General features: G+C 58.0%; 19 protein-coding genes and 7 pseudogenes. 7 read left to right on the forward strand and 19 right to left on the reverse strand.

Annotation, left to right across the window (positions count from 1 at the left end; translation table 11 throughout):
• From ACZ1HE_RS05380 to trpS, 11 genes and pseudogenes are all read right to left on the reverse strand, one after another.
• Nucleotides 1-1,528: pseudogene (locus ACZ1HE_RS05380) on the reverse strand (ABC transporter ATP-binding protein).
• Nucleotides 1,529-1,642: 114 nt separating this feature from the next.
• On the reverse strand, nucleotides 1,643-2,641 hold the full coding sequence (locus ACZ1HE_RS05385; protein ID WP_472619866.1) for a BMP family lipoprotein: 999 nt from the start codon (nucleotides 2,639-2,641) through the stop codon (nucleotides 1,643-1,645).
• A 156-nt stretch (nucleotides 2,642-2,797) separates the two neighbouring features.
• Complete coding sequence (locus tag ACZ1HE_RS05390; protein WP_472619867.1) at nucleotides 2,798-3,196, reverse strand: GNAT family N-acetyltransferase; 399 nt, start codon at nucleotides 3,194-3,196, stop codon at nucleotides 2,798-2,800.
• Between the two features lie 11 nt (nucleotides 3,197-3,207).
• Nucleotides 3,208-3,792 (reverse strand): tRNA (adenosine(37)-N6)-threonylcarbamoyltransferase complex dimerization subunit type 1 TsaB, encoded by a 585-nt coding sequence (gene tsaB, locus ACZ1HE_RS05395; protein WP_472619868.1) that lies wholly within the window; start codon nucleotides 3,790-3,792, stop codon nucleotides 3,208-3,210.
• Nucleotides 3,789-4,256 (reverse strand): GFA family protein, encoded by a 468-nt coding sequence (locus ACZ1HE_RS05400; RefSeq protein WP_472619869.1) that lies wholly within the window; start codon nucleotides 4,254-4,256, stop codon nucleotides 3,789-3,791. Before ACZ1HE_RS05400 ends, tsaB begins: the two co-directional genes overlap by 4 nt.
• 3 nt (nucleotides 4,257-4,259) lie before the next feature.
• Nucleotides 4,260-4,822: pseudogene (locus ACZ1HE_RS05405) on the reverse strand (NifU family protein).
• A gap of 69 nt (nucleotides 4,823-4,891) precedes the next feature.
• A complete protein-coding gene (locus tag ACZ1HE_RS05410) occupies nucleotides 4,892-5,485 on the reverse strand; it encodes a DsbA family protein (protein WP_472619870.1) in 594 nt (197 codons plus the stop codon).
• A gap of 9 nt (nucleotides 5,486-5,494) precedes the next feature.
• The gene (locus ACZ1HE_RS05415) at nucleotides 5,495-5,950 is read right to left on the reverse strand and encodes a universal stress protein (protein ID WP_472619871.1); all 456 of its coding nucleotides are present in this window, start codon (nucleotides 5,948-5,950) and stop codon (nucleotides 5,495-5,497) included.
• A gap of 81 nt (nucleotides 5,951-6,031) precedes the next feature.
• Nucleotides 6,032-6,895, reverse strand: a complete 864-nt coding sequence (locus ACZ1HE_RS05420) for a branched-chain amino acid aminotransferase (RefSeq protein WP_472619872.1) — start codon at nucleotides 6,893-6,895, stop codon at nucleotides 6,032-6,034.
• 89 nt (nucleotides 6,896-6,984) lie between these two features.
• The gene (locus ACZ1HE_RS05425; RefSeq protein WP_472619873.1) at nucleotides 6,985-7,572 is read right to left on the reverse strand and encodes a hypothetical protein; all 588 of its coding nucleotides are present in this window, start codon (nucleotides 7,570-7,572) and stop codon (nucleotides 6,985-6,987) included.
• 23 nt (nucleotides 7,573-7,595) lie between these two features.
• Nucleotides 7,596-8,627: a tryptophan--tRNA ligase gene (gene trpS, locus ACZ1HE_RS05430; RefSeq protein WP_472619874.1), complete on the reverse strand. Its 1,032-nt coding sequence runs from the start codon at nucleotides 8,625-8,627 to the stop codon at nucleotides 7,596-7,598.
• 102 nt (nucleotides 8,628-8,729) lie between these two features.
• Between trpS and ACZ1HE_RS05435 the strand changes: the two genes are divergently transcribed.
• On the forward strand, nucleotides 8,730-9,416 hold the full coding sequence (locus ACZ1HE_RS05435; RefSeq protein WP_472619875.1) for a rhomboid family intramembrane serine protease: 687 nt from the start codon (nucleotides 8,730-8,732) through the stop codon (nucleotides 9,414-9,416).
• Between the two features lie 4 nt (nucleotides 9,417-9,420).
• Here the strand turns inward: ACZ1HE_RS05435 and murJ are convergent.
• From murJ to ACZ1HE_RS05450, 3 pseudogenes are all read right to left on the reverse strand, one after another.
• Nucleotides 9,421-10,964 (reverse strand): annotated as a pseudogene (gene murJ / locus ACZ1HE_RS05440) (murein biosynthesis integral membrane protein MurJ).
• A pseudogene (locus ACZ1HE_RS05445) lies at nucleotides 10,961-13,655 on the reverse strand ([protein-PII] uridylyltransferase). The pseudogenes murJ and ACZ1HE_RS05445 overlap by 4 nt, the downstream one beginning before the upstream one ends.
• A 94-nt stretch (nucleotides 13,656-13,749) precedes the next feature.
• Nucleotides 13,750-14,924, reverse strand: a pseudogene (locus ACZ1HE_RS05450) (penicillin-binding protein activator).
• A gap of 85 nt (nucleotides 14,925-15,009) precedes the next feature.
• On the opposite strand from ACZ1HE_RS05450, the gene rsmI reads away from it, so the two are divergent.
• From rsmI to gshB, 3 genes are all read left to right on the forward strand, one after another.
• Nucleotides 15,010-15,867, forward strand: coding sequence for a 16S rRNA (cytidine(1402)-2'-O)-methyltransferase (gene rsmI, locus ACZ1HE_RS05455; protein ID WP_472619876.1), 858 nt, complete (start codon nucleotides 15,010-15,012; stop codon nucleotides 15,865-15,867).
• Nucleotides 15,868-15,895: 28 nt separating this feature from the next.
• The gene (locus ACZ1HE_RS05460; protein WP_472619877.1) at nucleotides 15,896-16,240 is read left to right on the forward strand and encodes a YraN family protein; all 345 of its coding nucleotides are present in this window, start codon (nucleotides 15,896-15,898) and stop codon (nucleotides 16,238-16,240) included.
• A gap of 62 nt (nucleotides 16,241-16,302) precedes the next feature.
• A complete protein-coding gene (gshB, locus tag ACZ1HE_RS05465) occupies nucleotides 16,303-17,241 on the forward strand; it encodes a glutathione synthase (protein ID WP_472619878.1) in 939 nt (312 codons plus the stop codon).
• Here gshB and ACZ1HE_RS05470 read toward each other — a convergent pair.
• The 5 genes and pseudogenes from ACZ1HE_RS05470 to cobU all read right to left on the reverse strand — a co-directional run bounded on the left by ACZ1HE_RS05470 (nucleotide 17,232) and on the right by cobU (nucleotide 20,837).
• Entirely contained in the window at nucleotides 17,232-17,618 is a 387-nt protein-coding gene (locus ACZ1HE_RS05470) for a magnesium chelatase subunit ChlI family protein (protein WP_472624367.1), read from the reverse strand. The two genes, gshB and ACZ1HE_RS05470, sit on opposite strands and share 10 nt — an antisense overlap.
• Before the next feature lie 18 nt (nucleotides 17,619-17,636).
• Nucleotides 17,637-18,759, reverse strand: a pseudogene (locus ACZ1HE_RS05475) (YifB family Mg chelatase-like AAA ATPase); the annotation flags it as partial.
• Nucleotides 18,760-18,802: 43 nt separating this feature from the next.
• Nucleotides 18,803-19,675, reverse strand: coding sequence for a glutathione S-transferase (locus ACZ1HE_RS05480; RefSeq protein ID WP_472619879.1), 873 nt, complete (start codon nucleotides 19,673-19,675; stop codon nucleotides 18,803-18,805).
• A gap of 60 nt (nucleotides 19,676-19,735) precedes the next feature.
• Nucleotides 19,736-20,319: pseudogene (locus tag ACZ1HE_RS05485) on the reverse strand (histidine phosphatase family protein).
• Nucleotides 20,316-20,837, reverse strand: coding sequence for a bifunctional adenosylcobinamide kinase/adenosylcobinamide-phosphate guanylyltransferase (gene cobU, locus ACZ1HE_RS05490; protein WP_472619880.1), 522 nt, complete (start codon nucleotides 20,835-20,837; stop codon nucleotides 20,316-20,318). The pseudogene ACZ1HE_RS05485 and the gene cobU overlap by 4 nt, the downstream one beginning before the upstream one ends.
• Nucleotides 20,838-20,939: 102 nt before the next feature.
• On the opposite strand from cobU, the gene ACZ1HE_RS05495 reads away from it, so the two are divergent.
• The 3 genes from ACZ1HE_RS05495 (at nucleotide 20,940) to coaBC (ending at nucleotide 23,936) form a co-directional block, all read left to right on the forward strand.
• Entirely contained in the window at nucleotides 20,940-21,818 is an 879-nt protein-coding gene (locus ACZ1HE_RS05495) for an RNA polymerase factor sigma-32 (RefSeq protein WP_472619881.1), read from the forward strand.
• Nucleotides 21,815-22,648 carry a ChaN family lipoprotein gene (locus tag ACZ1HE_RS05500; protein ID WP_472619882.1) on the forward strand — a complete coding sequence of 278 codons (834 nt, stop codon included), beginning with the start codon at nucleotides 21,815-21,817 and terminating at the stop codon, nucleotides 22,646-22,648. The genes ACZ1HE_RS05495 and ACZ1HE_RS05500 overlap by 4 nt, the downstream gene beginning before the upstream one ends.
• A 91-nt stretch (nucleotides 22,649-22,739) precedes the next feature.
• A complete protein-coding gene (gene coaBC, locus ACZ1HE_RS05505) occupies nucleotides 22,740-23,936 on the forward strand; it encodes a bifunctional phosphopantothenoylcysteine decarboxylase/phosphopantothenate--cysteine ligase CoaBC (RefSeq protein WP_472619883.1) in 1,197 nt (398 codons plus the stop codon).
• The last annotated feature ends 5 nt before the right edge of the window (nucleotides 23,937-23,941 follow it).

The raw sequence follows: 23,941 nt of genomic DNA on the forward strand, positions 1-23,941 counted from the left end.
TTAAGCGGCCTTTCCATCGACGCCTGCCATCAGCAGGCCCAGTTCTTTTTCGTCCGTTTCATGGGGCAGGCGCTCGCCCATGATGTGGCCGTCAAACATGACGGCGATCCGGTCGGAGAGAGAAGATCTCTTCCAGCTCCACCGACACCAGCAGCACCGCCTTGCCTTGATCGCGCAGGGCGACGATCTGTTGGTGAATGAATTCGATGGCGCCGATATCGACGCCCCGGGTTGGTTGCCCAACCAGCAGCAGGTCAGGGTTACGTTCGATTTCGCGCGCGACGACGATCTTTTGTTGGTTGCCGCCCGAGAAGTTCTTGGCTGCCAGCCATCCGTCGGCTGGGCGCACATCGAATTTTTCAATCTTGCGCTCGGTGTCGGCACGCAGGGCGGCATTGTTCATGAAGATGCCGCTTTGGTAGGCGGGATCATGGTGATAGCCAAAGGCTACATTTTCCCAAGCGTGGAAATCCATGATCAGGCCTTCGCGCTGCCGGTCCTCGGGCACATGTGCGATATGTTGGTCGCGGCGCGCACGCGCGTCCGATCCAGCACCGCTCAACGCCGGGGGCGATCCGTTCAGACGAATGCTGCCGGTGCCGGGGCGCATGCCGCCCAGAACTTCGAGCAGTTCGGACTGTCCGTTTCCAGCCACACCTGCGATGCCCAGAATCTCGCCCGCGCGGACCTGAAGGTTAATGCCCTTGACCCGCTCAACGCCTTTTTCATCGGTGACATGCAGATTCTCGACCTCGAGAACCGGAGCGCCAACCTTGGCGGGCACCTTGTCCACTTGAAGTAGAACCTTACGGCCCACCATCAGCTCGGCCAGATGCTGCGGATTGGTCTCGGTTGTCTTGACCGTCGCTGTCATCTGCCCACGCCGCATGACGCTGACGGTGTCAGTGGCCTCCATGATCTCGCGCAGCTTGTGCGTGATCAGAATGATTGTTTTGCCCTCATCTTTGAGGCGGTGAAGGATGCGAAACAGCTGATCAGCCTCGGCCGGGGTCAACACGCCCGTGGGCTCGTCCAGAATTAGAATATCGGCCTGACGATAAAGCGCCTTCAGAATCTCGACCCGCTGCTGCATGCCCACGCCGATCTCTTCGATCACGGCATCAGGGTCGACGTTCAGCTCGTATTCAGTTGCCAATTCCTTGAGCGTTTTCCGCGCCTTGGCAAGCGAAGGCTTGAGGAGCCCGCCGTCTTCAGCGCCGAGGATGATGTTTTCCAGAACGGTAAAGTTCTCGACCAGCTTAAAGTGCTGAAACACCATGCCGATGCCTGCTGCGATGGCGGCTTGGCTGTCCGGGATCTCGGTCTTTGCACCGTTGATCCAGATCTCGCCTTTGTCGGCTTTGTAAAATCCGTAGAGAATGCTCATCAACGTGGATTTGCCTGCACCGTTTTCACCGATGATCCCATGGATCGTACCGGGGGCGACGCTGATAGAGATGTCCTTGTTTGCCTGGACGGGGCCAAAGGATTTGGAAATCCCTTTAAGCTCGATGGCTGGGACGGTCATGATTTAACCTCGATGGCCGAAGAGGGGCGCATGGTTTGGCGATGTGCCGCCAAAGTTGCGCGGGGAGGTGAAAGGTGGGCCGGTGCGGTCACACCGGCCCACGCGGATAAGCGATTAGAAGCTTACAGCCGGGCAGCTGTCGTTTTCGTAATAGCTGACAACGGTGGTCTTGCCGTCGATGATGTCCTGACGCGCTGTTTCAACCGCGCCTTTCATGTCATCGCTGACCAGCGAGGCGTTGTTGTCGTCCATGGCAACGCCCACACCTTCTTCGGCCAGGCCCATGGTGAAGACACCGGTTTCAACGTCTGCGCCTGCTTTCATCGCGTCATAAACGGCCACGTCCACGCGCTTCAGCATCGAAGTCAGGACCTTGCCCGGGTGCAGGTGGTTCTGGTTGCTGTCCACGCCGATCGACAGGATGCCTTCGTCGGCTGCGGTCTGCAGAACACCAACGCCGGTGCCGCCAGCAGCAGCATAGATCACGTCAGCACCTTGTGCGATTTGCGCTTTGGTCAGCTCCGAACCCTTCACCGGGTCGTTCCACGCCGACGGGGTGGTGCCGGTCATGTTGGCAACGATGTTTACGTCAGGGTTCACGGCCTTGGCGCCTTGGGCATAGCCGCAGCCAAAGTGACGGATCAGCGGGATGTCCATGCCGCCGATAAAGCCGACGGTGCCGGATTTCGATGCCATTGCGGCCATCATACCAACCAGGTACGAACCCTCATGCTCGGCAAAGCCGATCTGACGGACGTTTGGAGCATCCAGCCAAGTGACGTCAACGGCAACGAATTTGGTGTCGGGGTAATCAGCCGCAACTGCGCTGAGCGGGTCGGCCATGGCAAAGCCCATGGTGATCACCGGGTTGGAGCCTGCCTCGGCAAAACGGCGCAGGGCCTGCTCGCGCTGCGCTTCGGACTGCAGCTCGATCTCACGGTACTTGCCGCCGGTTTCTTCGGCCCAACGAGCCGCACCATTGTGGGCTGCTTCGTTGAAGGATTTGTCGAACTTGCCGCCCAGGTCAAAGATCAGCGCGGGCTCGGCCAGTGCGGCCCCTGCGGTCAGCGCCAGCGAGGCTGCGGCGCCCATCAGTGATTTCATGAGGGTCATTTTGTACTCCCGTTGGTTTTTGTTTCGAACGTCCAGCTTATGCCGACGCCCGTGCATGCGAGCAGAACTGCAATAATAACGGCAATTAAGGACGGAGCCAGCCCAAAGAATCAACCGCTTTTTGACCGATTGGTCCAAGAATCGCGGGGATTGCCGTCAGGGCAGGGGCCGTTGCATCACGATGGCGTCGATACTCTCCTTGGCGGAACGCTTGTAATAGCCGGATCTGCGGCCGTGGGGCGCATATCCGCAGGCTTGGTACAGCGCAATGGCCGGAGCGTTATCGGCCGCGACGTCAAGAAAGGCACGCTCGGCGCCTTGGCTGATGGCCATATCGTGCCATGCTGCCATGACCTGTTTTGCTAGCCCTTGGCGTTGGTGTTCGGGATGGGTTGCGATGGTCAGCAACTCGGCTTCACCGGCAATCACCTGAACCAGAGCAAAACAACGTGCATCACCTTTGGCAAACGTAAATGAGTTGGACAGAAGATCGCAAAATTCCGTTTCACCCCAGGGGCGTGATTGAATGAACGCTGCCCTGTGTGTAGCGGCCATGTCAGCCGGCGTCATTCGTCCAACAGCTTTGGCGGGACATCACGAGACGGGGCCGCGTCGGCAGGTCGAATGTAAAACGGTGCCGGTGGGGTCTCTATGTCGAGATGGCGTTCAAACGTGATTCGTGCGATGGCGATGGCTGTTTCGGCACTGTCTTCGCTTAGATACAGCGGTGCTACATCCTTGGCTTCGATGAGCGGCAAGAGTTCGGCAGGTTCCCCGTTGCGGCGAATGTAGACATGTTCGCGGGGTGCAGAGATGGCTGGCAAAGTGCCGTCAGGCGCGATCAGGCCAATCGATTCGAAGCCTGTAACACCAACGGCGGGAATTCCCAGACCCAATGCTAGCCCGCGCGCCGCTGAAACCGAGATGCGGATGCCTGTGAAATTCCCTGGTCCGGTGCCAACACCAATGGCATCCAGATCACGCCAGTGCACACCGCCCTTTGCCAGGACCTCTTCCAGCAGGGGCATCAGGCGTTCCGCTTGGCCACGCTTCATTTCTTCGCTTCGAGCCACAAGCACATCGCCATCTCGCAGCAAGGCTGCAGCGCAAAATGGCCCTGATGTATCAAATGCAAGAATGAGAGTGCTCATTGTTCTGTCGGTCCAGTTTCCGGGGCGGATTGCGCGTGCAGATAATCCCGACCCGAGCCATTGTCACGTGGCAAACCATCGTCCAGATGCAGCCAGTTTGGCGCATTGTTCGCATGGCAGTGCAAGTCCGGTGCCAGATCGTCGATCTGATCAATCACGCCAAGGGGCACGTACATCTGGTCTGGCAGGTAGTCGAACCACGCGGCCATGGCCGAGCCACAGGTCTGACAAAACCAGCGTTTAACCCCGGGATTGAATTCGACCGGATCTGGCCAGGAGGGCAGGATATTGATGACTTCTGGGTCAAAAGCCGCAAAAGCTGCAACCGGCCCGCCGGTTACACGGCGGCAGTCGCTGCAATGGCAATAGGCGACGACTTGCGCGGGGGCAGAGGTCTGAATGCGAAGGGCGCCGCAATAGCAACGCCCTGACAGTTTTGTTGTTGTTTGCGCCGGGTCAGACATGGGTTAGACGGCGACGGGGCGCACCTCGGTCACTTCGGGGATGTAGTGACGCAGCAGGTTCTCGATGCCCATTTTCAGCGTCAGGGTCGATGAGGGGCAACCGGCGCAGGCGCCTTGCATGTGCAAATAGACAACGCCGCGGTCAAATCCGTGGAAAGTGATGTCGCCACCATCTTGCGCCACCGCAGGACGCACTCGACTGTCCAGCAACTCTTTGATTTGGTCCACAACTTCGCCGTCTTCGCCAGTGTGTTCAGCGTGGCCCGAGGCCGCTTGGGCGTCATCCGCCATAACCGGTTGGCCGGACTGGTAGTGTTCCATCACCGCGCCAAGAATGGCGGGTTTGATGTGGTCCCATTCGACTGCGTCGTCCTTGGTGACGGTTACAAAATCGTTGCCAAAGAACACGCCCGTCACGCCGCTCACAGTAAACACGCGGGCGGCTAGGGGGATTTCGTGGCCGCTTCGGCCGAGGGGAAGTCTGCAGTGCCCACTTCAAGCACGGTCTGACCGGGCAGGAATTTCAACGTCGCCGGGTTCGGTGTCGATTCGGTTTGAATGAACATGAGCAGCCTCCATGATGCGTGCTTCTGATATGCGGTCATGGGCGAGGGAAGTCAATAATTGGAACCGTTCTAAATTGAGTCGGCGTGTAATAACGCCTCGTCCAATCGGTCATCGCCCCAAAAAAGCTCGTCCCCCGCGATGAAACTTGGGGCGCCAAACAGGTCCAACTTTTGCGCTTTGTCGGATTGAGCGCGCAACGCGGCTTTTGTCTCGGGGGCACTTGCGTCCTGCATCAGGTCGGCGTCCAAACCTGCCTCGAGCCAGCACTCGGCCAGAACCCCGACGTCCGAAATGGTCAAGCCGCGTCCGAACTGGGCTGTGTAAACAGCTCGAACAAAGGGAGCGATCCGACCCTGCTGCTTTGCCACCAACGCCAGCCGTGCTGCTATCAGTCCGTTTTGCGGAAATGGATGGGGTCGCAAGAATGGCAAATCGCGCGCAGCACATAGGCGCTCCATGTCACGCCACATATAGCGACCTTTGGCGGGGTAGATGTTGAATGGCGAGTTGTCCCAGCCCTGCGCCGCAAAGATCGGACCAAGCAAAAAGGGCTGCCAGTCGACGACAACCCCATGTCGTGCTGCGGCATCTTCGATCCGCATGGCGCTGAGATAGGAATAGGTCGAGGCGAATTCAAACCAGAATTGAATGCGCCCCGTCATGACTCGCCCTCAAGTGATCGCTTCGAGCTTTTCTTTGCTAAGATCACCGGGGACTATGGTGATCGGGATTGGCAGTGACCCAGACGAGCGACTTAGCTGCGACACCAATGGGCCGGGGCCCTTTTTGTCGTTGCCCGCTCCCAGAACCAAGACGCCAATTTCGGTATCTTCCTGAACCTGCGCAATGATCTCGTTCACCGCCTCACCTTCGCGAATGATCAACTCGGGCTCAACATGCTGCTTGTCACGCATCCATTTGGCGAACACTTCGTAATGGGCATGAATGCGTTCGCGGGCCTCTTCGCGCATCACTTCGCCAACGCCGATCCAGTGGTTGAATTCATCCGGCGGAATGATCGACAAAACGGCCACGCCGCCGCCGGTGTGCGACGCGCGCATCGCAGCAAAACGCATGGCATTCAGACATTCACGGCTGTCATCCAGGACGACAAGAAACTTACGCATGGGCAATTATCCTCTTTCACCGGATCATGCATTACGGGACGAGGGCTTGCAATAACAGGGTTTCTTATTTGGTCCAGAGGTTTACCCGGCTGACGCGGCCCAATCCCAATAAAGCGCACGCGCCCTGCGAGCGATAGGGCCAATCTGGAATTGCGTATCGTCCAGAGCTGTCACTGGCGTGACCTTGTTCATGTTACCGGACATGAAAATCTCATCCGCGTCATGGAAATCCTGGAACGACAGGACCGCCTCATGAACCTTTACGCCGTCTTCCTGTAGGTTCTTGATGTGGCGCGCACGTGTGATCCCGGCCAGAAAGGTGCCATTTGCGATTGGCGTGAACACCTCGCCATCGCGGACCATAAAGATGTTGGCGGTGGCTGTTTCAGCGACATTGCCCATGGCGTCGGCAACCAGCGCGTTATTGAACCCTTTGGAGCGGGCCTCCTTCAGCATCCTGGCGTTGTTGGGATAAAGGCATCCGGCCTTGGCATTGACGACTGCATCTTCCATCACGGGACGGCGGAACCGGGTGGTGGTCAGGGTGACCGAGGCCTCGGGCGCGGCCATCGGGATTTCCTCCAGGCAAAGGGCGAAACCGGTCGAATCCTCTTGCGGTACAATCGCGGTTGGATCGCCATCGATGCCCCAATACATCGGGCGGATGTAGACGGCCTTGTCTTTGCCATAGGCCTTCAGGCCCTCTCGGGCAATTTCGATCATTTCTTCAGTTGCGACAGTGGGGGTCAGCATCAATGCCTCGGCCGAGCGATTGGTGCGGGCGCAATGGGCGTCCAGATCCGGGGTCAAACCCTCAAAGAACCGAGCGCCGTCAAATACACCCGATCCCAACCAGGCGCCGTGATCAGCCGCACGCATGATCGGGATGTCTCCATCATGCCAAGTGCCTTCGAAATAGGTGCGGATGTTGGTGCCGGTTGCCATTGTAGTCTCCCTCTCTCATGTCAAAACCTGAGTGAGAAAGGGTCAGAAGTCCAGACCTGTGCGCGTCTGCAATGCAAACGTGATTGATGTCAGTTCAATTGCCACCACTTACCGGGCAGAGGTGCGTTCACGCTCCAGCAGGTTTCGGGCGGGTTAGCCCCCGAAATGTCGAAGTCTTCGCACGAAACAATCAGATAGTTGTATTTTCCAGCCAGAAAGGCTGAAAGCGCGATTACGCATGCAATTCCGACCAATCCATAGCGCAGCCGCCGGTTGGTCAGTTCCATCGCCTCAGGAAGGGCCGCGCGCATGATAATAAACATGATGTAGGGCAGCGATAGAAGAATGGCCGACAGCGCCAGCAATGACATCAGAAGCAGCACCCATTCGTTGGTGTTGCCCAGGAAAATGATCCCACCAATGATCCACGCCGACGGGACAATCAGAAGCACCGCACCAAGCGGCATAAAGTACTGTTCACCTTCTTCTGTCCGCCCGATCAAAGCATTGGCCAACAGGGCGGCAATCGAGGCAGCCCAGACCTTGAACAGGTGATCGGTGAAAACGGTTCCATAGGCCCCAAGGTTGAAAGCGACCGGCCAGATTGCAAAGGACGACAGCACAGCTGCCACAAAGAACGCGTTTGCTTCCCGAGAGGAGGGAGGGGCAGAAGGCATAGTTTTGCTTTCGTCGTGCAGGATCAGAGCGTGACAGGTGGCACCATGCCCACAATATCATAGGTTTGGCGCAGGATCGGGGCGGTGATCTCACGTGCGCGCTCAGCGCCGCGGGTCAGGATGCGGTCGATCTCGTCTTGCTCGTTCATCAGACGTGCCATCTCGGTCGAGATGGGGGACATCTTTGCCACGGCCAATTCGGCCAGCATCGGTTTGAACTCACCAAATTGCTTGCCGCCCACATCGGCCAGCACCTGATCCACTGACTGCTCGCTGAGCGCGGCATAGATGTTGACCAGATTGCGTGCCTCGGGGCGCTCATCCAGACCCTTTGCCTCGGATGGCAGAGCATCCGGATCGGTCTTGGCTTTGCGGATCTTTTTGGCAATGGCATCAGCGTCATCGGTCATGTTGATGCGACTGGCATCCGAGGGATCGGATTTCGACATCTTCTTTGACCCGTCCCTCAGGGACATGACACGGGTAGCTGCGCCCTCGATCACCGGCTCGGCCATCGGAAAGAAGTCGACGCCATAGTCATGATTGAACTTGGCAGCGATGTCCCGAGTCAATTCGACGTGTTGTTTCTGATCATCTCCGACCGGAACATGCGTAGCGTGATAGATGAGAATGTCCGCGGCCATCAGGGCAGGGTAGGCAAATAGGCCTAGCGACTGGTTCTGAGCGTTTTTACCGGCTTTGTCCTTGAACTGTGTCATTCGCTGCATCCAACCCATGCGGGCGACGCAGTTGAATATCCACGCGAGTTGCGCGTGTTCAGGCACCTGGCTTTGGTTGATCAGGATGGATTTCTCGGGGTCAATGCCCGATGCGATAAAGCCGGCACACAGCTCGCGGGTGTTCTTGCGCAGTGTTTCCGGCTCCAGAAACTTGGCAGTGATCGCATGAAGGTCAACCATGCAATAGACGGTTTCGAACTCTGATCCCTGCATGTCCACAAAGCGCTTGATCGCACCCAGGTAATTTCCAAGCGTCAAACCACCCGAAGGCTGGATGCCGGAAAACACACGCGGCGTGAATTGGGTCTCGGACATGTCAGACAACTCCCGTCTGGAATAATAGGCTCATGTCGCTTACCCATGAGGTCAAAGGACGTCAACAGGCGGAAGTTATACGCCCGCAACGGAGTTCCGGTCATGAGCAGCGACCCCAACCCATCCGCAGTAAATCCTCTACCACCGGTCGTGGTGGCCCTTTTTCTGATTATCATAGGGATCGAGTTGATCTTTACCCTGGGTGCACGCGGTATCGTCGGCGGCCCCGAAGCGGTCGGATGGCGATTGAACGCGATCCAGACCTATTCCTTTTCTGGCGAGATATTTGCCTGGATGTGGGACACCGGTCGCTGGCCATTGGATCAAGTTATGCGATTTGTGACGTACCCGTTTGTTCATGGGTCGTTCACACAAACCTTATTTGTCTGTGTTTTTGTACTAGCGATGGGTAAAATGGTCGCCGAGGTTTTTGGTGGCGTCGCAATGCTGGCGATTTTTGTGCTGTCGGGGATCGGTGGGGCGCTGATCTACGCAATTCTTTTGACGGAACCATACCCTTTGGTTGGCGGCTTTCCACCAGTTTACGGTTTGATCGGTGCCTTCACATTTCTGTTGTGGGTGCGGTTGTCCAGCGTTGGTGAAAATCAGAGCCGCGCTTTTACCCTGATCGCGGTCCTTATGGGTATTCAGTTGGTATTCGGTTTGCTGTTTGGGGGAACCAAAGATTGGGTCGCTGACTTGGGGGGATTTGCCACCGGATTTGGCCTGTCATTCTTGTTGGTGCCAGGAGGCTGGGCGCGCATCCGGCGCATGATGCAGCGTGATTGAAGGTTCACCCGCTGCGCCGCAGGGATTGTCTGAATTCTGACAGCCGAAACGCGCCGATCGCATGGCCGACCCCAAAGTAGACAATTGCGCCAATTGCGATCAACACCAACAGTGCCAGGTACCGCCACCCCGGAGCATGCAGAGCGGCTGCTCCGAACAAGGCCACGATCCACAAGACAACGCCCATGACAATTGACGCAACGACGATCCGCCAGGCGCGGGACCGGAACCGCGCATCGAACTTGGCAACAGCACCGTAGGACCGTGCCCCGAACATCAGCAAGCCGATCATGACCCAACCCGCGACGGTTGCGGCGATTGCAGGTGCAAGCCAGTCAAGATAGGGGTGCAGCCCGACGGCCAACGCGGCGTTGACGACCATTGCGACAAGCGCGTAGCGAAATGGCGAACGAGTGTCCTCGCGCGCGAAAAAAGCGGTTGCAACAGTTTTTGCAATACAAATGCAGGCAGGCCTAATCCATAAATCGACACGGCAACAGCGATGGCGGCTACATCGTCAGACGTGGTCTGCCCCCGCTCATACAGGACCGAAACCAGCGGCAGTGGAATGACCATGAAAGCTATGGCCGACGGGATCGTCAGCATCAAAGCGAACTCTCCGGCGCGGGAATAGGCCGCACGTGCGCCATCATCGTCCTTGGCACGCAGGCGGCGCGACAGTTCCGGCAAAAGAACGATGCCAACGGCGATGCCGACCACCCCAAGCGGTAATTGATACAGTCGATCGGCCACAAACAGCCAACTTACAGCGCTCTCTGTACCCGATGCGATCCGCTGCCCTACCACCAGATTGATCTGCATAACACCGGACGCAAGGGCCGCTGGGACTGCGACGCGGACAAGGTTTGCCATTTCCGGTCCCCATCTTGGTCGACTGGGGCGGATACGGATGCCTGCCCGCTCTGTTGCGATCCAAACCAACGCCAACTGTGCGACCCCGGCCACCGGAATAGTCCAGATCAACCAGGTGATGATTTCTCCGTCCAACATCGCCCCAACCACCATTGCCGAGCACGTGAAAATATTGAGCAGGACAGGAGCAGCAGCTGCGGCAGCAAAGCGTCCGGTTGAATTTAAAACACCCGAAAACAACGCCGCCAACGACATCAACAGGATGTACGGAAAAACCACATAACCATAGCTTACGGCCAAATCAAAACGCTCGTTGCCCCAGAATCCATCAGCCGTGAGCCAGACCAATCCCGGCATGAAGATCATGCCCAGACCGGTCAGGATCAATACTGAAAACCCAAGCACATTGAACGCCTGCTGGGCAAAAGCCTGCGCGTTCTCATCGCCTTCGTATTTCTTTGAGAACATTGGAACAAAGGCTGCATTGAACGCCCCTTCGGCAAAGAAACGGCGAAACATGTTGGGCAAGCGGAAGGCTGCAACAAAGGCGTCCATCACGGGGCCGGGACCAATCAACGAGGTGATCAGGATCTCGCGAAGAAATCCCAATACGCGGCTTGCAAGGGTCCAGAACCCGACCGTCAGAAACCCCGAAGTCAACCGCAATGTCTTCATGCGTTGGCCCGTTTTACACCTTCGGTGATTGCTTCGCGTAGTTTCTTTTCAAGCGTTCGCTGCTTGCTTGCGGCGTGGTACTTCAAACCGAACATGTCCTTAACATAGAACGTATCGACCACTTGCTCGCCATAGGTCGCAATGACGGCGTTTGCGATGTACACATTGGCCCCTGCAAGTGCGCGCGCCAGATCATACAGCAGACCGGGGCGGTCGCGTGTGTCGACCTCGATGATCGTATAGATTTCCGACCCTTCGTTGTCGAAAGTAATATGGGTCGGAACCTTGAACGCTTTTTCCCGTTTCTTGATCTTGTCACGAGATTTCAGCGCATCTCTGGCAACCACTTCACCCTTGAGCGTCTTGTGGATCATTTGCGTCAGGCGCGGCAGTCTTGCCGCCTCGTAGGGCCGACCTTCAGCATCCTGAATCCAGAAGGCGTCGGTCACATAACCATCTTTCGAGGTGTAGCTGCGCGCATCGACCACATTTGCTCCAACCAAGGCCAACGCCCCCGCCACTCGGGCAAAGATGCCCGGATGATCCCACATTGTGAAACAGGCGCGCGTCGCGTCACGGTCTTCGTCCGGATGTAGGCGGATCTCTATGTCGCCGGGATCCAACGACGTGTCCATCAATCGCAGCATCTGGGCAAACTCGACGTGAGTTTCGGTCTGCAGCCCCTGCCAATAGGGGGCATAGTGCCGCCCGGTTTCGGCCTTGAGTTCGGATTTTCCCCACCCGGCCAGGGCCGCGCGCAAGGCTTTCTTGGCTTCGGTTCCGCGGTTCTCTCGGTTCAGGTCCTCCATCCCCGTCTCAAGCGCCCGCTTGGTTTCGCGATGCAAGGCACGCAGAAGGGTGGCTTTCCAGTTGTTCCAAGTGTCTGGTCCAACGCCACGAATGTCACAGACTGTCAACACAGTAAGCAGATCCAACCGCTTGACCGTCTGTACCGCCTTGGCAAAATCCCTAACTGTTCTTGGATCGGAAATGTCGCGTTTCTGCGCCATATCAGACATCAGCAGGTGATAGCGCACCAGCCATTCAACCGTCTCGCAGTCCGACTTGCTCAACCCCAGACGAGGCGCCACCTTGCGCGCGATTTTGGCGCCCAGGATCGAATGATCTTCGGGGCGGCCTTTGCCGATATCATGCAGTAGCAGCGCGACATAGAGCACCTTGCGGTTGATCCCTTCTTTGAGGATGCCGGATGCCAAAGGCAATTCTTCGACCAACTCGCTTTTCTCGATCATCGCCAAGTTGGTGATGCACTGGATCGTGTGTTCGTCCACGGTATAGCTGTGATACATGTTGAACTGCATCATCGCCACGATGGGCTCAAACTCGGGGATAAAGGCCGAAAGAACACCAAGTTCATTCATCCGCCTCAGCGCGCGTTCCGGGTTGCCGTGTTTCAGCATCAAATCCAGAAAAATACGCTGCGCCTCTTTGTCGGCGCGCATCTCGTCATCAATCAACGCCAGATTTGCTGTTACCAGCCTCATTGCGTCAGGGTGAATCAGCATTCCCGTGCGCAGGCCCTCTTCGAACAGCCTTAGCATGTTCAACTTGTCGGCCAGGAAATTCTTGGGATCTGCCACGTCCAGACGCCCGCGCTCGACCTTGTAACCCGACTTTACACGAGGGCGGCGGCGAAAGATGCGTTCCAGCAAAGGTTCGCTTTTCATATGCGCCGCTTCCAACTTGGTCAGCAGAATACGTGTCAGTTCACCCACGCGGGTGGCTTCGCGGAAGTACTTTTGCATGAAGACTTCGACCGCGCGTCGGCCAGCACGATCCTCGTATCCCATACGGGCGGCCACTTCGACTTGCAGATCAAAGGTCAGTTGCTCGGTGGCCCGATTTGTCACCAGATGTAGATGCGAACGAACCGCCCAAAGAAAACTCTCAGCCTGAGCAAAAGTGTCCAACTCATCCGGTGTGAACAATCCCAGCGGGACAAGTTCAGCCACGTCTTGAACGCCGTAAAGGTATTTTGCGATCCAATACAAAGACTGCAAGTCGCGCAATCCGCCCTTGCCCTCTTTGACATTGGGTTCGACCATGTAGCGTTCGCCTTGCTTTCGATGACGCTGATCCCGCTCGGCTAGCTTGGCTTCGATGAACTCCTGACCGGTGCCGGTGAACAGGTCTGACTTAAGCCGTTCATCCAGTTCTTTGGACAAAGGGGCATGACCAGCCAAGAATCGCTGCTCCAGCATGGCAGTTCGAATGGTGAAATCCTCGGCTCCCAAACGCAGGCAATCTTTGATCGTACGTGAGGAGTGACCAACCTTGAGACGCAGATCCCACAGCATGTACAGCATCGATCTCGATGACGCTCTCGGCCCATGCCGTGATTTTGTAGGGGGTAAGGAACAGCAGGTCGACGTCTGAAAAGGGCGCCATTTCACCGCGCCCGTACCCACCCACGGCCAACACCGCGATGCGTTCACCTTGGGTCGGATTGGAAAGCGGATGGAGAATGTCACCGGCTACAAACAGCGCTGCGCGCACCAATCCGTCAGTTAAGTACGTATAGGATCGGGTCAGAGGTCGCGCGGCAAATGGAGACTTCGCAAAAGCCTCGGCTATCGCGGCACGACCTGATTTTTGAGTGTCACGCAGGACCTCGACAACGGCACTGCGGACAACTGAATTGTCGCTCGCCTGCTCCGCCACATCAAGAATTCGACGACGGATCTCGTCCGCGTCAAAGATGTCGGTTGGCTCACATATCAACTGCCCTGAAGGGTCCGGTTGTAGCGGGTTCTTTTGGATAAAATCAGAATCCGGCACCGGAGAAACTCTGTGGTGCAGGGTCGACTACGATAACCTGCTTGTCTTGAATTGTCGCCACTGCAAGGCCACGTTCGTTGGTCCCATCAGGTAGTAGGCGAAAGATGCCGCCAACGCCCTGAAAACCAGCGCTTTGGGTCAACGCAGCACCGGTTAGCGCGTTGGAATTACCCGCGCCGACCAAAGCGCCGATCGCGGCGATGCCGTCATAAGCCAGTCCACCAATCGGGTGGGGGACCCCCGTAAGCGGCCTGATAGCGGGCGCGGAAATTCTGGGCCTTCGAAGGGTCAGGCATTGCAAACCAGCCTCCCTGAACACCTGGCAACTCCAGTGTCTGTGCTGGAATATCCCAACGGGTCAGGCCAATGTACTGCGTCGTGACGTTGGAAACACCGGCCTCAGGCAAGAGTTGCGTAAACAGCGGCAGGGCCCCCGCAGTTGTCGAGGTCAAAAAAATCGACTGTGCGCCGGATCCATCGACTGTGGCCTTGACCTGAGGGATGGAGTTGATGACCCCTTGCTGTGAGCGTTCATAACCAACTGATCCCGCCTGTGATGCAGAACTGGAAGCGATGGCCTGAGCAATTGCGGCGCGGCCCAGTTGTCCGGCCTCGTCGTTGCTGTGGACGATGACGATATTGCCCTTGCCGGTTGCGGCAGCATAGTTGGTCAAACGGTTTGCCGCATTGTTGAATGTCGGCCCCAAAACAAAGACGTTACCGCTAAGCAATATTGGTGTTGTTGGAAAACGACAGAACGTTGACCTTTTTATTTAGCACAGCCAGGCCAGCCGCATTTGCCGCTTGAGCATAAACTGGCCCTAGAATGATCTGAGCTCCTTCACCAACTGCTTGCTGAGCAACGGCGGATGCGGTCGCCGCATCGCCTGCAGTGTCATAGACCCGTAAATCTATCTGAACATTCTGCAAATCACCAATTGCCAATCGCGCTGCGTTTTCCAGGCTTTGCGCGAGCACGGCGTCACCGGATTGTGCAGAACCCTTTGGTACCAGAAGCGCGACAGAAACCGGTTCCGAAGTGTTGATTGTTGGTCCACCACTGGTGATTCCACCTGGGTCACAAGCAGCCAGAAAAGTAGCGACAGTCAGGCCAAGGACCGACAGGGTCACCTTGCGGGTCGACTTCAAAACGGCAAACATCTAAATCAAAACTCCCTCATCCGGCCTTGTTCAGCCGATTATGTACAAGCCGCGATAATAAACGTCAGAAAGGTCGGGTCCAGCGTTGAATCACCAAAAGGTAAGATTGCCCTCGGGGCTCTACTTTGTTGGCACGCCCATCGGGACCGCACGGGACATCACCCTGCGGGCGCTCGATGTGCTTGCTTCGGCTGACATGATCGCAGCCGAGGACACGCGCAGCCTGCGTCGCTTGATGGAAATCCACGGTGTTCCGCTCGAAGGGCGCTATATCCTAGCCTATCACGATCACAGCGGCGCGGGCGCACGGGCCAAGGTTTTGGCCGCTTTGGAAGCTGGGCATTCAGTCGCCTATGCGTCCGAGGCGGGCATGCCATTGATTGCTGATCCGGGGTACGACCTCAGTCGTGCGGCGTCAGAGGCCGGGTATATGGTCACGGCGGCACCCGGCGCAACGGCGGTGGTGACGGCCCTGACTTTGGCAGGGCTGCCGACAGATGCGTTCTTTTTTGCCGGGTTCCTGCCAAACGCCAAATCCGCGCGCCGCTCCCGGTTGGAAGAGTTGCGCGAGGTTCCCGGTACACTGGCTTTTTACGAATCGCCCAAGCGGGTTGCGGCCAGCCTGTCTGACATGGCGCTGGTTCTGGGCGCAGACCGGCCTGCCGCAATGTGCCGAGAGCTGACCAAGAAGTTCGAAGAGGTTCGGCGCGGTACTTTGCAAGAGCTTGCCGACTCGCTGGCTGATGACCCGGTGAAGGGTGAGATCGTGGTGCTCGTCGACCGTGCCCGTTCAGGTCCTGTTAACGAAGAAGACATAGAAACGGCCCTGAAACAGGCGCTGGAAAGTCATTCGGTCAAGGATGCGGCAGATCTGGTGTCCAAAATGTATGGGCTTCCGCGCAGGGCGCTCTATCAAAAGGCGCTGCAGCTCGGGAAAGGGTGATATGTCGGTACAGGTCTGGCGCGGATCAATGGCTCATTACGCAGGTGACGCCGCCGAACAGATCGTGGCACGCACCTATGCAGATCTTGGGTTGGAACTGGCGGAGACCCGATGGCGGGGTCAAGCCGGTGAGATCGATTTGATCCTGCGCGACAGGGACGCGGTGGTTTTTGTTGAAGTCAAAAAGAGTCGAAACCTCGATCAGGCGGCCTTGCGTCTGGGACCTAGACAGATCGAGCGAATTTATGACGCGGGAGCCGAATTCCTGGCAAACGAACCAAAGGGTCAACTGACCGAGGCGCGCTTTGATGTGGCCCTGGTCGACGCGACAGGACAGGTTCAAATTCTTGAGAATGCGATTGGGATGGAGTGAACCCCATTGAACCCGGCCTGCGCCTGCGCCATGTATCGGGCAGCAGACAACAAGGACGCGCCATGAAAATCGCCTTTCAGATGGACCCGATCGGGAATGTGGACATCAACGCGGACAGCTCGTTCCGCCTCGCCGAAGAGGCGCAGGCGCGGGGTCATGAGCTGTTCTACTACAGTCCCGACCACTTGGCCTATCAAGAGGGACGGATCACAGCGCGCGGCTATGATATGACAGTGCAGCGTGTCGCAGGCGACCCGGCCGTTCTGGGCGAGATGCGGGAGGTCGATCTGGCAGATTTCGATGTGGTGTGGCTGCGCCAGGACCCGCCGTTCGACATGCACTATATCACCTCGACCCATCTGCTGGACCGGCTCAAGGGGCAGGCGCTGGTGGTCAATGACCCGTTCTGGGTGCGCAACTATCCCGAAAAGCTGCTGGTGCTGGATTTCCCGGACCTGACGCCGCCGACCACGATTGCGCGTGATCTGGACACCATCAAGGCGTTCAAAGCCAAACACGGCGACATCATCCTCAAGCCCTTGTACGGCAACGGCGGCGCGGGCGTGTTCCGCCTGGATGCCAATGACCGCAACCTGTCGTCGCTGCACGAGCTGTTCACCGGGTTCAGCCGTGAACCTCTGATCGTGCAGAAATTCCTGCCGGATGTGAGCAATGGCGACAAACGTGTGATCTTGGTTGATGGCGAACCGGTTGGAGCGATCAACCGCGTTCCGGCGGCGGGTGAGACACGCTCGAACATGCACGTTGGTGGACGTCCCGAAAAGATCGGCCTTTCAGAACGTGACCTGGAGATTTGCGCTGCCATCGGGCCTTTGCTGCGCGAAAAGGGCCAAATCTTTGTCGGTATCGACGTCATTGGCGATTACCTGACCGAGATCAACGTGACCTCACCCACAGGTATTCAAGAGCTTGAACGCTTTGACGGCGTCAACATCGCCGAAAGGGTCTGGCAAGCGATCGAGGGCAAGGTTCAGGCATAAGCCTTTGTCGTGATCCGGAAACTCAAAGCTTCGGCGACATGGGGTTTGCGCACGTCGTCGGACCCTTCAAGATCTGCGATCGTGCGCGCCACCCGCAAAATGCGGTGATAGGCGCGCGCTGACAGGCCGAATCTGTCGGCGGCCTTCAAGAGCATCTCTTTGCCCTCTTTGTCCGGTGTGGCGATGGCTTCGAGCACCGAGCCCTCGGCATCAGCGTTCTGCGCAGCGTCTGGAGTTTCACGAAACCGCTCGGCCTGCACGGTGCGGGCGGCTGCCACGCGCGCAGCGACGGTTTCCGACCGGTCACCGGATGGCGGCAGATCGAGGTCGGCAAACCCCACTGGCGGCACTTCGATCCGCAGATCGAACCGGTCCATCAACGGGCCAGAGATGCGCCCCAAGTAGTCCTCACCACAAATCGGCGCGCGAGAACAGGCCCGGGCAGGGTCCGTCATGTAGCCGCATTTGCAGGGGTTCGCGGCCGCCACCAACATGAATTTGCAGGGGTATTTTATGTGTGCATTGGCGCGCGCAACCATGACTTCTCCGGTTTCGATGGGTTGGCGCAGGGTTTCCAGCACGGTGCGCGAGAATTCGGGGAATTCGTCCATAAAGAGCACACCGTTGTGAGCCAGTGATATCTCACCCGGTTTGGCGCCCTTGCCGCCTCCGACGATGGCCGCCATTGACGCTGTGTGATGCGGCTCGCGAAAGGGGCGGGTCATGGAAATGCCGCCCTCGTCCAACAGACCACTGAGCGAATGTATCATGGATGTGCTGAGCGCCTCGGCTGCAGTCAGGGGGTAAGATACCGGGAATGCGTGCAGCGAGCATGGATTTGCCAGACCCCGGCGTGCCGATCATGATCATGTGATGACGCCCGGTGGCGGCGATTTCCAGCGCGCGTTTGGCCCGTTCCTGACCCTTCACGTCACGCAGATCTTTGGCAAAAGGATCGGAATGGATTTCTCCGGCTTTGGCAGGGGAAAGCAAGGCTTGGCCGGTGTAGTGGCGGACAACAGTGGCCAGCGTGTCGGCGCCGATCACTTGCGCGGAATCGACCCAAGCGGCTTCGGCGCTTGAGGCTTGCGGGCAGAGCAGCATACGGTCCTCTTCGGCGGCCGCCATGGCTGCAGGCAAGGCACCCACGACTGGCACCAGTGAGCCGTCGAGCGACAACTCTCCCAAGGCGACGGTTTGTTCGGCGGTTTCCTTTGGCACGATTTCGAGGGCGGCCAAAAGGGACAGTGCGATAGGAAGATCGAAATGGCTACCCTCCTTGGGTAGGTCGGCGGGAGACAGGTTGATGGTGATGCGTTTCGACGGCAGCGCAATCGCCATCGAACTCAGCGCCGAACGCACTCGGTCGCGCGCTTCGGATACGGCCTTGTCCGGCAGGCCCACGATAGAAAACGCAGGTAGACCGGGGGTGACGGCGCATTGCACCTCGACCAGGCGGGCGTCAACGCCTTGAAAGGCAACGGTATAGGCGCGGGCGACCATCTCTGTCCTGTTCATTGGTTAACAAGACATTGCTAGCGCCCGCGTGGTTTAGGAAAGGTTAACGCGCCCCGATCATTTCCACGAAGGCGGGCCATGCCTCGGGGTCGGCAACGGTTTTGTCGCGACAGAACGGGTTGCAAAGGCCCCAGATCTGACCGTCGAGTTCCAGGAAATTCTGCACCGGCTTGCCCGAATAAGGGCAATGCGTGTTCTCGCTGGATGTTGCCTCAACCGCTTTGGCCTTGCGGCTTGCAATCGGCCAGTGGGATGTCGGCAGGTCGACCGGGTAAGGAAACGGATCATAGGTCTTGGTCAGTCCCATCGCGCGCCATTGACGCACCGACAGATCCGACAGCAGCTCAAGGCAATAGGCGCGGTTGGCGTCGGACACGGGCAGGCCATAGCCAATGATGCGGGCGGCAACGGGGGTATAGAACACATCCGCCAGAGAATAGGTGCCGAACAGCGGGCCTGTAGTCGCGCCTGACACAGTCCGCGCATGCGCCCACAGGATTTCGATCCGCTCAAGATCGATCAGCGTTTCAGACGAAGGTTCAAACCCCTCATAGCAGTGCAACAGCTGCATCGCGCATTCCCCGCGCAAGGCCCCAAACCCCGCCACCATTTCGGCACACAGCCACCGGGCCGCAGCGCGACTGGCCGGGTCCGACGGCCAGAGGCCCGCGTCAGGGTTTTCTTCGGCCAGAGTTTCGGCCATCGCCAGACTTTCGCCCACAACAGTGCCTGCAGGTGTGCGTAGGGTCGGCACAAGGCGGGCAGGGGCAAGCGGGGCCATATCTGCGGCCATGGTCCCGGAATAAAGGCCAATCAAGTGGGTCCGGTGGGGGATGCCGAATTTCTCGAGCATCAGCCACCCGCGCATGGACCAGCTGGAAAACAGCCGATCACCGATGAAAAGGTCATAGGTCATGTGCGCGAGGGTAGATGCGGTTTAACCCATCGGTAAATCAGATTTTTGTGCGCCTTTACATCACGGGAGGTGATTGATCCGGTGCACATCCCATCCTTGTGAATGATGGCTGAGTTCCGTCACCGACAGGTTGTCGATCTTGTGGCCAAAGGCCTGCTCGGCATCCAAGCGCAGAGCGCGCTGCACCTGCGTCAGGATCACCCCGAAATGCGCCACAACGATCAAATCTCGGCCGCTGTGCTGCGTGATCAAGGTATCAACGGCGGCATCCACACGGGCGCAGACCTCATTCCAGCTTTCACCATTGGGGGGCGTACTTCGCCCGGAGTCTCCCAATAGGCGCGGATGCGCGTGGGATCTTCGGCCTCGATTTCAGCAAAACGGCGCAGTTCCCAGTCGCCAAAGTTGATTTCACGCAAGCCCGAATGATGCGCAAGGCGGGTGCGATCGCCCTGAATGGCGCTTGCGGTGTCCGCGGCCCGCAACAGATCGGAAGAGACAACAACGGCAGGGTGAGGCAGGTGGTTGGACAAGCGCGCGATCGCGGCGGTATCGCTCAGGTCGGCGGGCAGATCGGACCAGCCAACCATGGATTTTGCGTGCGTCGGTCCATGGCGCACCATGTGCAGGCGGGTCGTGGTCATGGCAATTGTCCTTTTAGTACATGAGGTAGGCCCACGGTGACGGAAACCACCAGATCTGCCTTGGCGGCCAATGCGATGTTCAGCCTGCCTTGCGCCTCGCGAAATTGCCGGGCCAGCGCGTTGTCGGGGACGATCCCGTGCCCCACCTCATTCGAGACCACGACAACCGACGCGGCTGTGTCGGTAATCGCGTTCAAAAGGCGGTCTTGAGCTGCGGTCAGGTCGCTTTGAGCTAGCAGATGATTGCTCAGCCACATGGTGGCGCAATCGATAAGGCAGGCGTTGTCGACGGCCAGCTCTGACAGGGTGTCGGCTAGCTCCAAAGGGGCCTCGACCGTGTGCCAGCCGGTTCCACGTTGAAGAATATGACGGTCAATCTTGGCCCGCATTTCTGCATCAAATACTTGTGAAGTGGCCAAATATACCCTGTTTTTACCTGACAGAACAATAAGTTGCTCGGCATAGGCCGATTTGCCTGATGCAGCACCTCCGACGATAAAGGTGAATTTTGGAAACAAGTTATTACCTTACATTTGATCCGCCTGACGTTTCCCTGCGTATCTATTGTGAACGCGCAAAACAAGCCACGGCAGGCGTGCCGGACATTTGGGGAGAGATGTATGGCCTTGGACAATGTACGAGACACGTCAATGTCGCGCAAAGCGATGAAGGCGGAGCTGCTAGACGCAGAAACTGAACGGGCGCTTGCCTATGCGTGGCGAGATGATCGCGACGAAGAGGCGCTTCACCGGCTGATCAACGCATATATGAGACTAGCTATTTCAATGGCAGCCAAGTTCAAGCGCTATGGCGCGCCCATGAATGACCTGATCCAAGAGGCGGGTTTGGGCCTGATGAAGGCGGCTGACAAATTCGACCCTGATCGCGGTGTTCGCTTTTCGACTTACGCAGTCTGGTGGATCAAGGCGAGCATTCAGGATTACGTAATGCGCAATTGGTCGATGGTGCGCACCGGTTCGACCTCGTCTCAGAAGTCACTGTTTTTTAATATGCGTCGTGTGCAGGCGAAATTTGAACGCGAGGCAGCGAGCGAAGGCGCTGCATTGGACCGACATCAGCTTCACGAGATGATTGCGTTGGAGATTGGCGTTCCGCTGCGAGATGTGGAAATGATGCACGGTCGCCTGTCGGGGTCCGACTTCTCGTTGAATGCGGTGCAGTCTGCAGATGAAGAAGGCCGCGAATGGATCGATGCACTCGAGGATGAGAGCGAACAGGCCGCTGAGCACGTTGAAAACGTTCATGACACGGCACAGCTGCGAGAATGGCTACTCAAGGCGATGGGTGCGCTGAATGCGCGCGAGCAATTCATCATCCGCGAGCGCAAGCTGCGCGATACACCCCGCACGTTGGAAAGTTTGGGCCAGGAACTCAATCTATCCAAAGAGCGGGTTCGTCAGCTCGAAGCGGCTGCTTTTGCCAAGATGCGCAAAAGCCTTGAAGCTGAATCGCACGAGGTGCAACACTTCCTCGTATGAGACATGTTGCGATTCTGATCTGCGCCTGCGTGGCGTTAGTGGCCGCCCCGATCCGGGCGGCCTTGGCGTCTGAGCTGGTGCCGGACGAACTTATGCTGAAAATGGCGGGCGCCGATGTGGTGATCGTGGGCGAAGTGCACGACAATCCCGTGCACCATCGCGTTCAGCGCGACGTTGTGGCCGCGTTGGAACCCCGCGCCATGGTGTGGGAGATGCTGACCGCAGAAGGCGCGGATCGTATCAACCGCAACCTGATTTCAGATCCCGAAAAGCTGGCTGCCACCATTAGATGGGCCGAATTGGGCTGGCCGCCCCTGTCGATGTACTTGCCGATTTTCGAGGCTGCGCCGGATGCGCCCATCTATGGCGCGCTTGTTCCGCGCGAGGCGGCAATGGCGGCGATGGATGCGGGCCCCGCTGTGGCGCTTGGCGCTGATGCGGCGCGCTATGGGTTGGCGGTTCCCCTTCCGGATGAAGAGAAAACCGCGCGCGAGGCCGGACAGATGGCGGCGCATTGTGACGCTTTGCCCGCCGAGATGGCGCCTGTTCTGGTGCAAATTCAACGCCTACGGGATGCCGTGCTGACCCGGGCCATACTGACCGCGATCAAGGATACCGGAGGTCCGGTTGTTGTAATCACGGGAAACGGTCATGCGCGCAAGGATTGGGGTATTCCCAGTTTCTTGTCCCGCATGCAGCCGGGATTGCGTGTGTTTGTGCTGGGGCAATCCGAAGGGGGCTCGATCCAAGGGACATTTGACGCCGTACTGGATGCGCCTGCGGTCGAGCGCGATGATCCCTGCGCGGCGTTTCACAAAGCCACTGACTAAGGCCCGCGAAAATCGGCTGGTGGTTGTGGCGGGCTTTGCCTAATGTCTGCCGGGCTGATTACGGGGCATCGGAAACGGGAAGGGGGCAGCCATGCTGGCATCCAAGCGCATACTTCTGATCATCGGAGGCGGGATTGCGGCCTATAAATCTCTCGACCTGATCCGCCGCCTGCGCGAACGTGGCGCCGAGGTGACGGTGGTCCTGACCAAAGCTGCTGAAGAATTCGTAACCCCTCTGTCAGTGTCGGCCTTGGCCGGAACCAAGGTTTACCGCGATCTCTTTGATCTGACGGATGAGGCAGAGATGGGCCACATCCAGCTATCGCGCTCTGCCGATTTAGTAGTTGTTGCGCCTGCAACAGCTGATCTTATGGGCAAGATGGCTTGCGGTTTGGCCAACGATCTGGCCTCGACCCTGTTGATGGCGACGGATACGCCCGTGCTGTTGGCTCCGGCGATGAATGTGCGCATGTGGGAGCACGCCGCGACGCAACGCAATCGCGCAACGCTGGCGGCTGATGGGATTGCTTTTGTCGGTCCCAACGATGGTGATATGGCCTGCGGTGAATACGGTCCGGGCCGCATGTCCGAACCGTTGGAGATTGTCGCCGCAGTCGAGGCGCATTTTTCTGATGGTCCTTTGCAGGGCAAGCGTATCCTGATCACGTCCGGCCCCACGCATGAACCCATCGACCCAGTGCGCTATATCGCCAACCGCTCGTCCGGCGCGCAGGGCACTGCTGTGGCGCGGGCACTAGCGTCTCTGGGCGCCCATGTGGTCTTTGTGACCGGCCCTGCGGACGTGCCCCCGCCCGATGGGGTTGAGGTTGTAGCTGTACAAAGCGCCCGAGAAATGGCTGACGCGGTGCAGGCTGCTCTGCCCGTGGATGCGGGTGTCTTCGCCGCCGCCGTTGCCGATTGGCGTGTCGCCAGTGCCTCGGACCGTAAGCTGAAGAAGAGCAAAGATGGGCTGCCTGTATTGGAGTTCGCCGAAAACCCCGACATCCTGAAAACCGTCTCGCGGATGGAGCAGGGCAGACCGGGTCTGGTTGTGGGTTTTGCCGCAGAAACCAACGATGTGATCGAAAACGCGACCGCTAAGCGGCTGCGTAAGGGCTGTGACTGGATTGTGGCCAATGACGTAAGCCCTGCGACTGGCATCATGGGCGGGGCCGAAAACGCGGTCATTTTGATCTCGGATACGGGTGCCGAAGAATGGCCGCGCATGAGTAAGTCTGATGTAGCCGCGCAACTGGCCGAGCGGATTGCGAAAGAGCTGGCGGGCTAGAAAAA

The sequence above is a fragment of the Falsiruegeria sp. JB4-1 genome (assembly GCF_055693495.1).

Excerpts from the sequence above, each read along its gene's own strand:
- ACZ1HE_RS05435 (WP_472619875.1), top strand. The coding sequence starts at position 8,730 with ATGAGCAGCGACCCCAACCCATCCGCAGTAAATCCTCTACCACCGGTC.
- ACZ1HE_RS05420 (WP_472619872.1), bottom strand. The coding sequence starts at position 6,895 with ATGGCAACCGGCACCAACATCCGCACCTATTTCGAAGGCACTTGGCAT.
- ACZ1HE_RS05460 (WP_472619877.1), top strand. The coding sequence starts at position 15,896 with ATGGCTCATTACGCAGGTGACGCCGCCGAACAGATCGTGGCACGCACC.
- ACZ1HE_RS05390 (WP_472619867.1), bottom strand. The coding sequence starts at position 3,196 with ATGGCCGCTACACACAGGGCAGCGTTCATTCAATCACGCCCCTGGGGT.
- coaBC (WP_472619883.1), top strand. The coding sequence starts at position 22,740 with ATGCTGGCATCCAAGCGCATACTTCTGATCATCGGAGGCGGGATTGCG.
- tsaB (WP_472619868.1), bottom strand. The coding sequence starts at position 3,792 with ATGAGCACTCTCATTCTTGCATTTGATACATCAGGGCCATTTTGCGCT.
- gshB (WP_472619878.1), top strand. The coding sequence starts at position 16,303 with ATGAAAATCGCCTTTCAGATGGACCCGATCGGGAATGTGGACATCAAC.
- ACZ1HE_RS05410 (WP_472619870.1), bottom strand. The coding sequence starts at position 5,485 with ATGACGGGGCGCATTCAATTCTGGTTTGAATTCGCCTCGACCTATTCC.
- ACZ1HE_RS05470 (WP_472624367.1), bottom strand. The coding sequence starts at position 17,618 with ATGGACCGGTTCGATCTGCGGATCGAAGTGCCGCCAGTGGGGTTTGCC.
- ACZ1HE_RS05480 (WP_472619879.1), bottom strand. The coding sequence starts at position 19,675 with ATGACCTATGACCTTTTCATCGGTGATCGGCTGTTTTCCAGCTGGTCC.
- ACZ1HE_RS05425 (WP_472619873.1), bottom strand. The coding sequence starts at position 7,572 with ATGCCTTCTGCCCCTCCCTCCTCTCGGGAAGCAAACGCGTTCTTTGTG.
- trpS (WP_472619874.1), bottom strand. The coding sequence starts at position 8,627 with ATGTCCGAGACCCAATTCACGCCGCGTGTGTTTTCCGGCATCCAGCCT.
- ACZ1HE_RS05495 (WP_472619881.1), top strand. The coding sequence starts at position 20,940 with ATGGCCTTGGACAATGTACGAGACACGTCAATGTCGCGCAAAGCGATG.
- ACZ1HE_RS05385 (WP_472619866.1), bottom strand. The coding sequence starts at position 2,641 with ATGACCCTCATGAAATCACTGATGGGCGCCGCAGCCTCGCTGGCGCTG.
- ACZ1HE_RS05500 (WP_472619882.1), top strand. The coding sequence starts at position 21,815 with ATGAGACATGTTGCGATTCTGATCTGCGCCTGCGTGGCGTTAGTGGCC.
- ACZ1HE_RS05400 (WP_472619869.1), bottom strand. The coding sequence starts at position 4,256 with ATGTCTGACCCGGCGCAAACAACAACAAAACTGTCAGGGCGTTGCTAT.
- ACZ1HE_RS05415 (WP_472619871.1), bottom strand. The coding sequence starts at position 5,950 with ATGCGTAAGTTTCTTGTCGTCCTGGATGACAGCCGTGAATGTCTGAAT.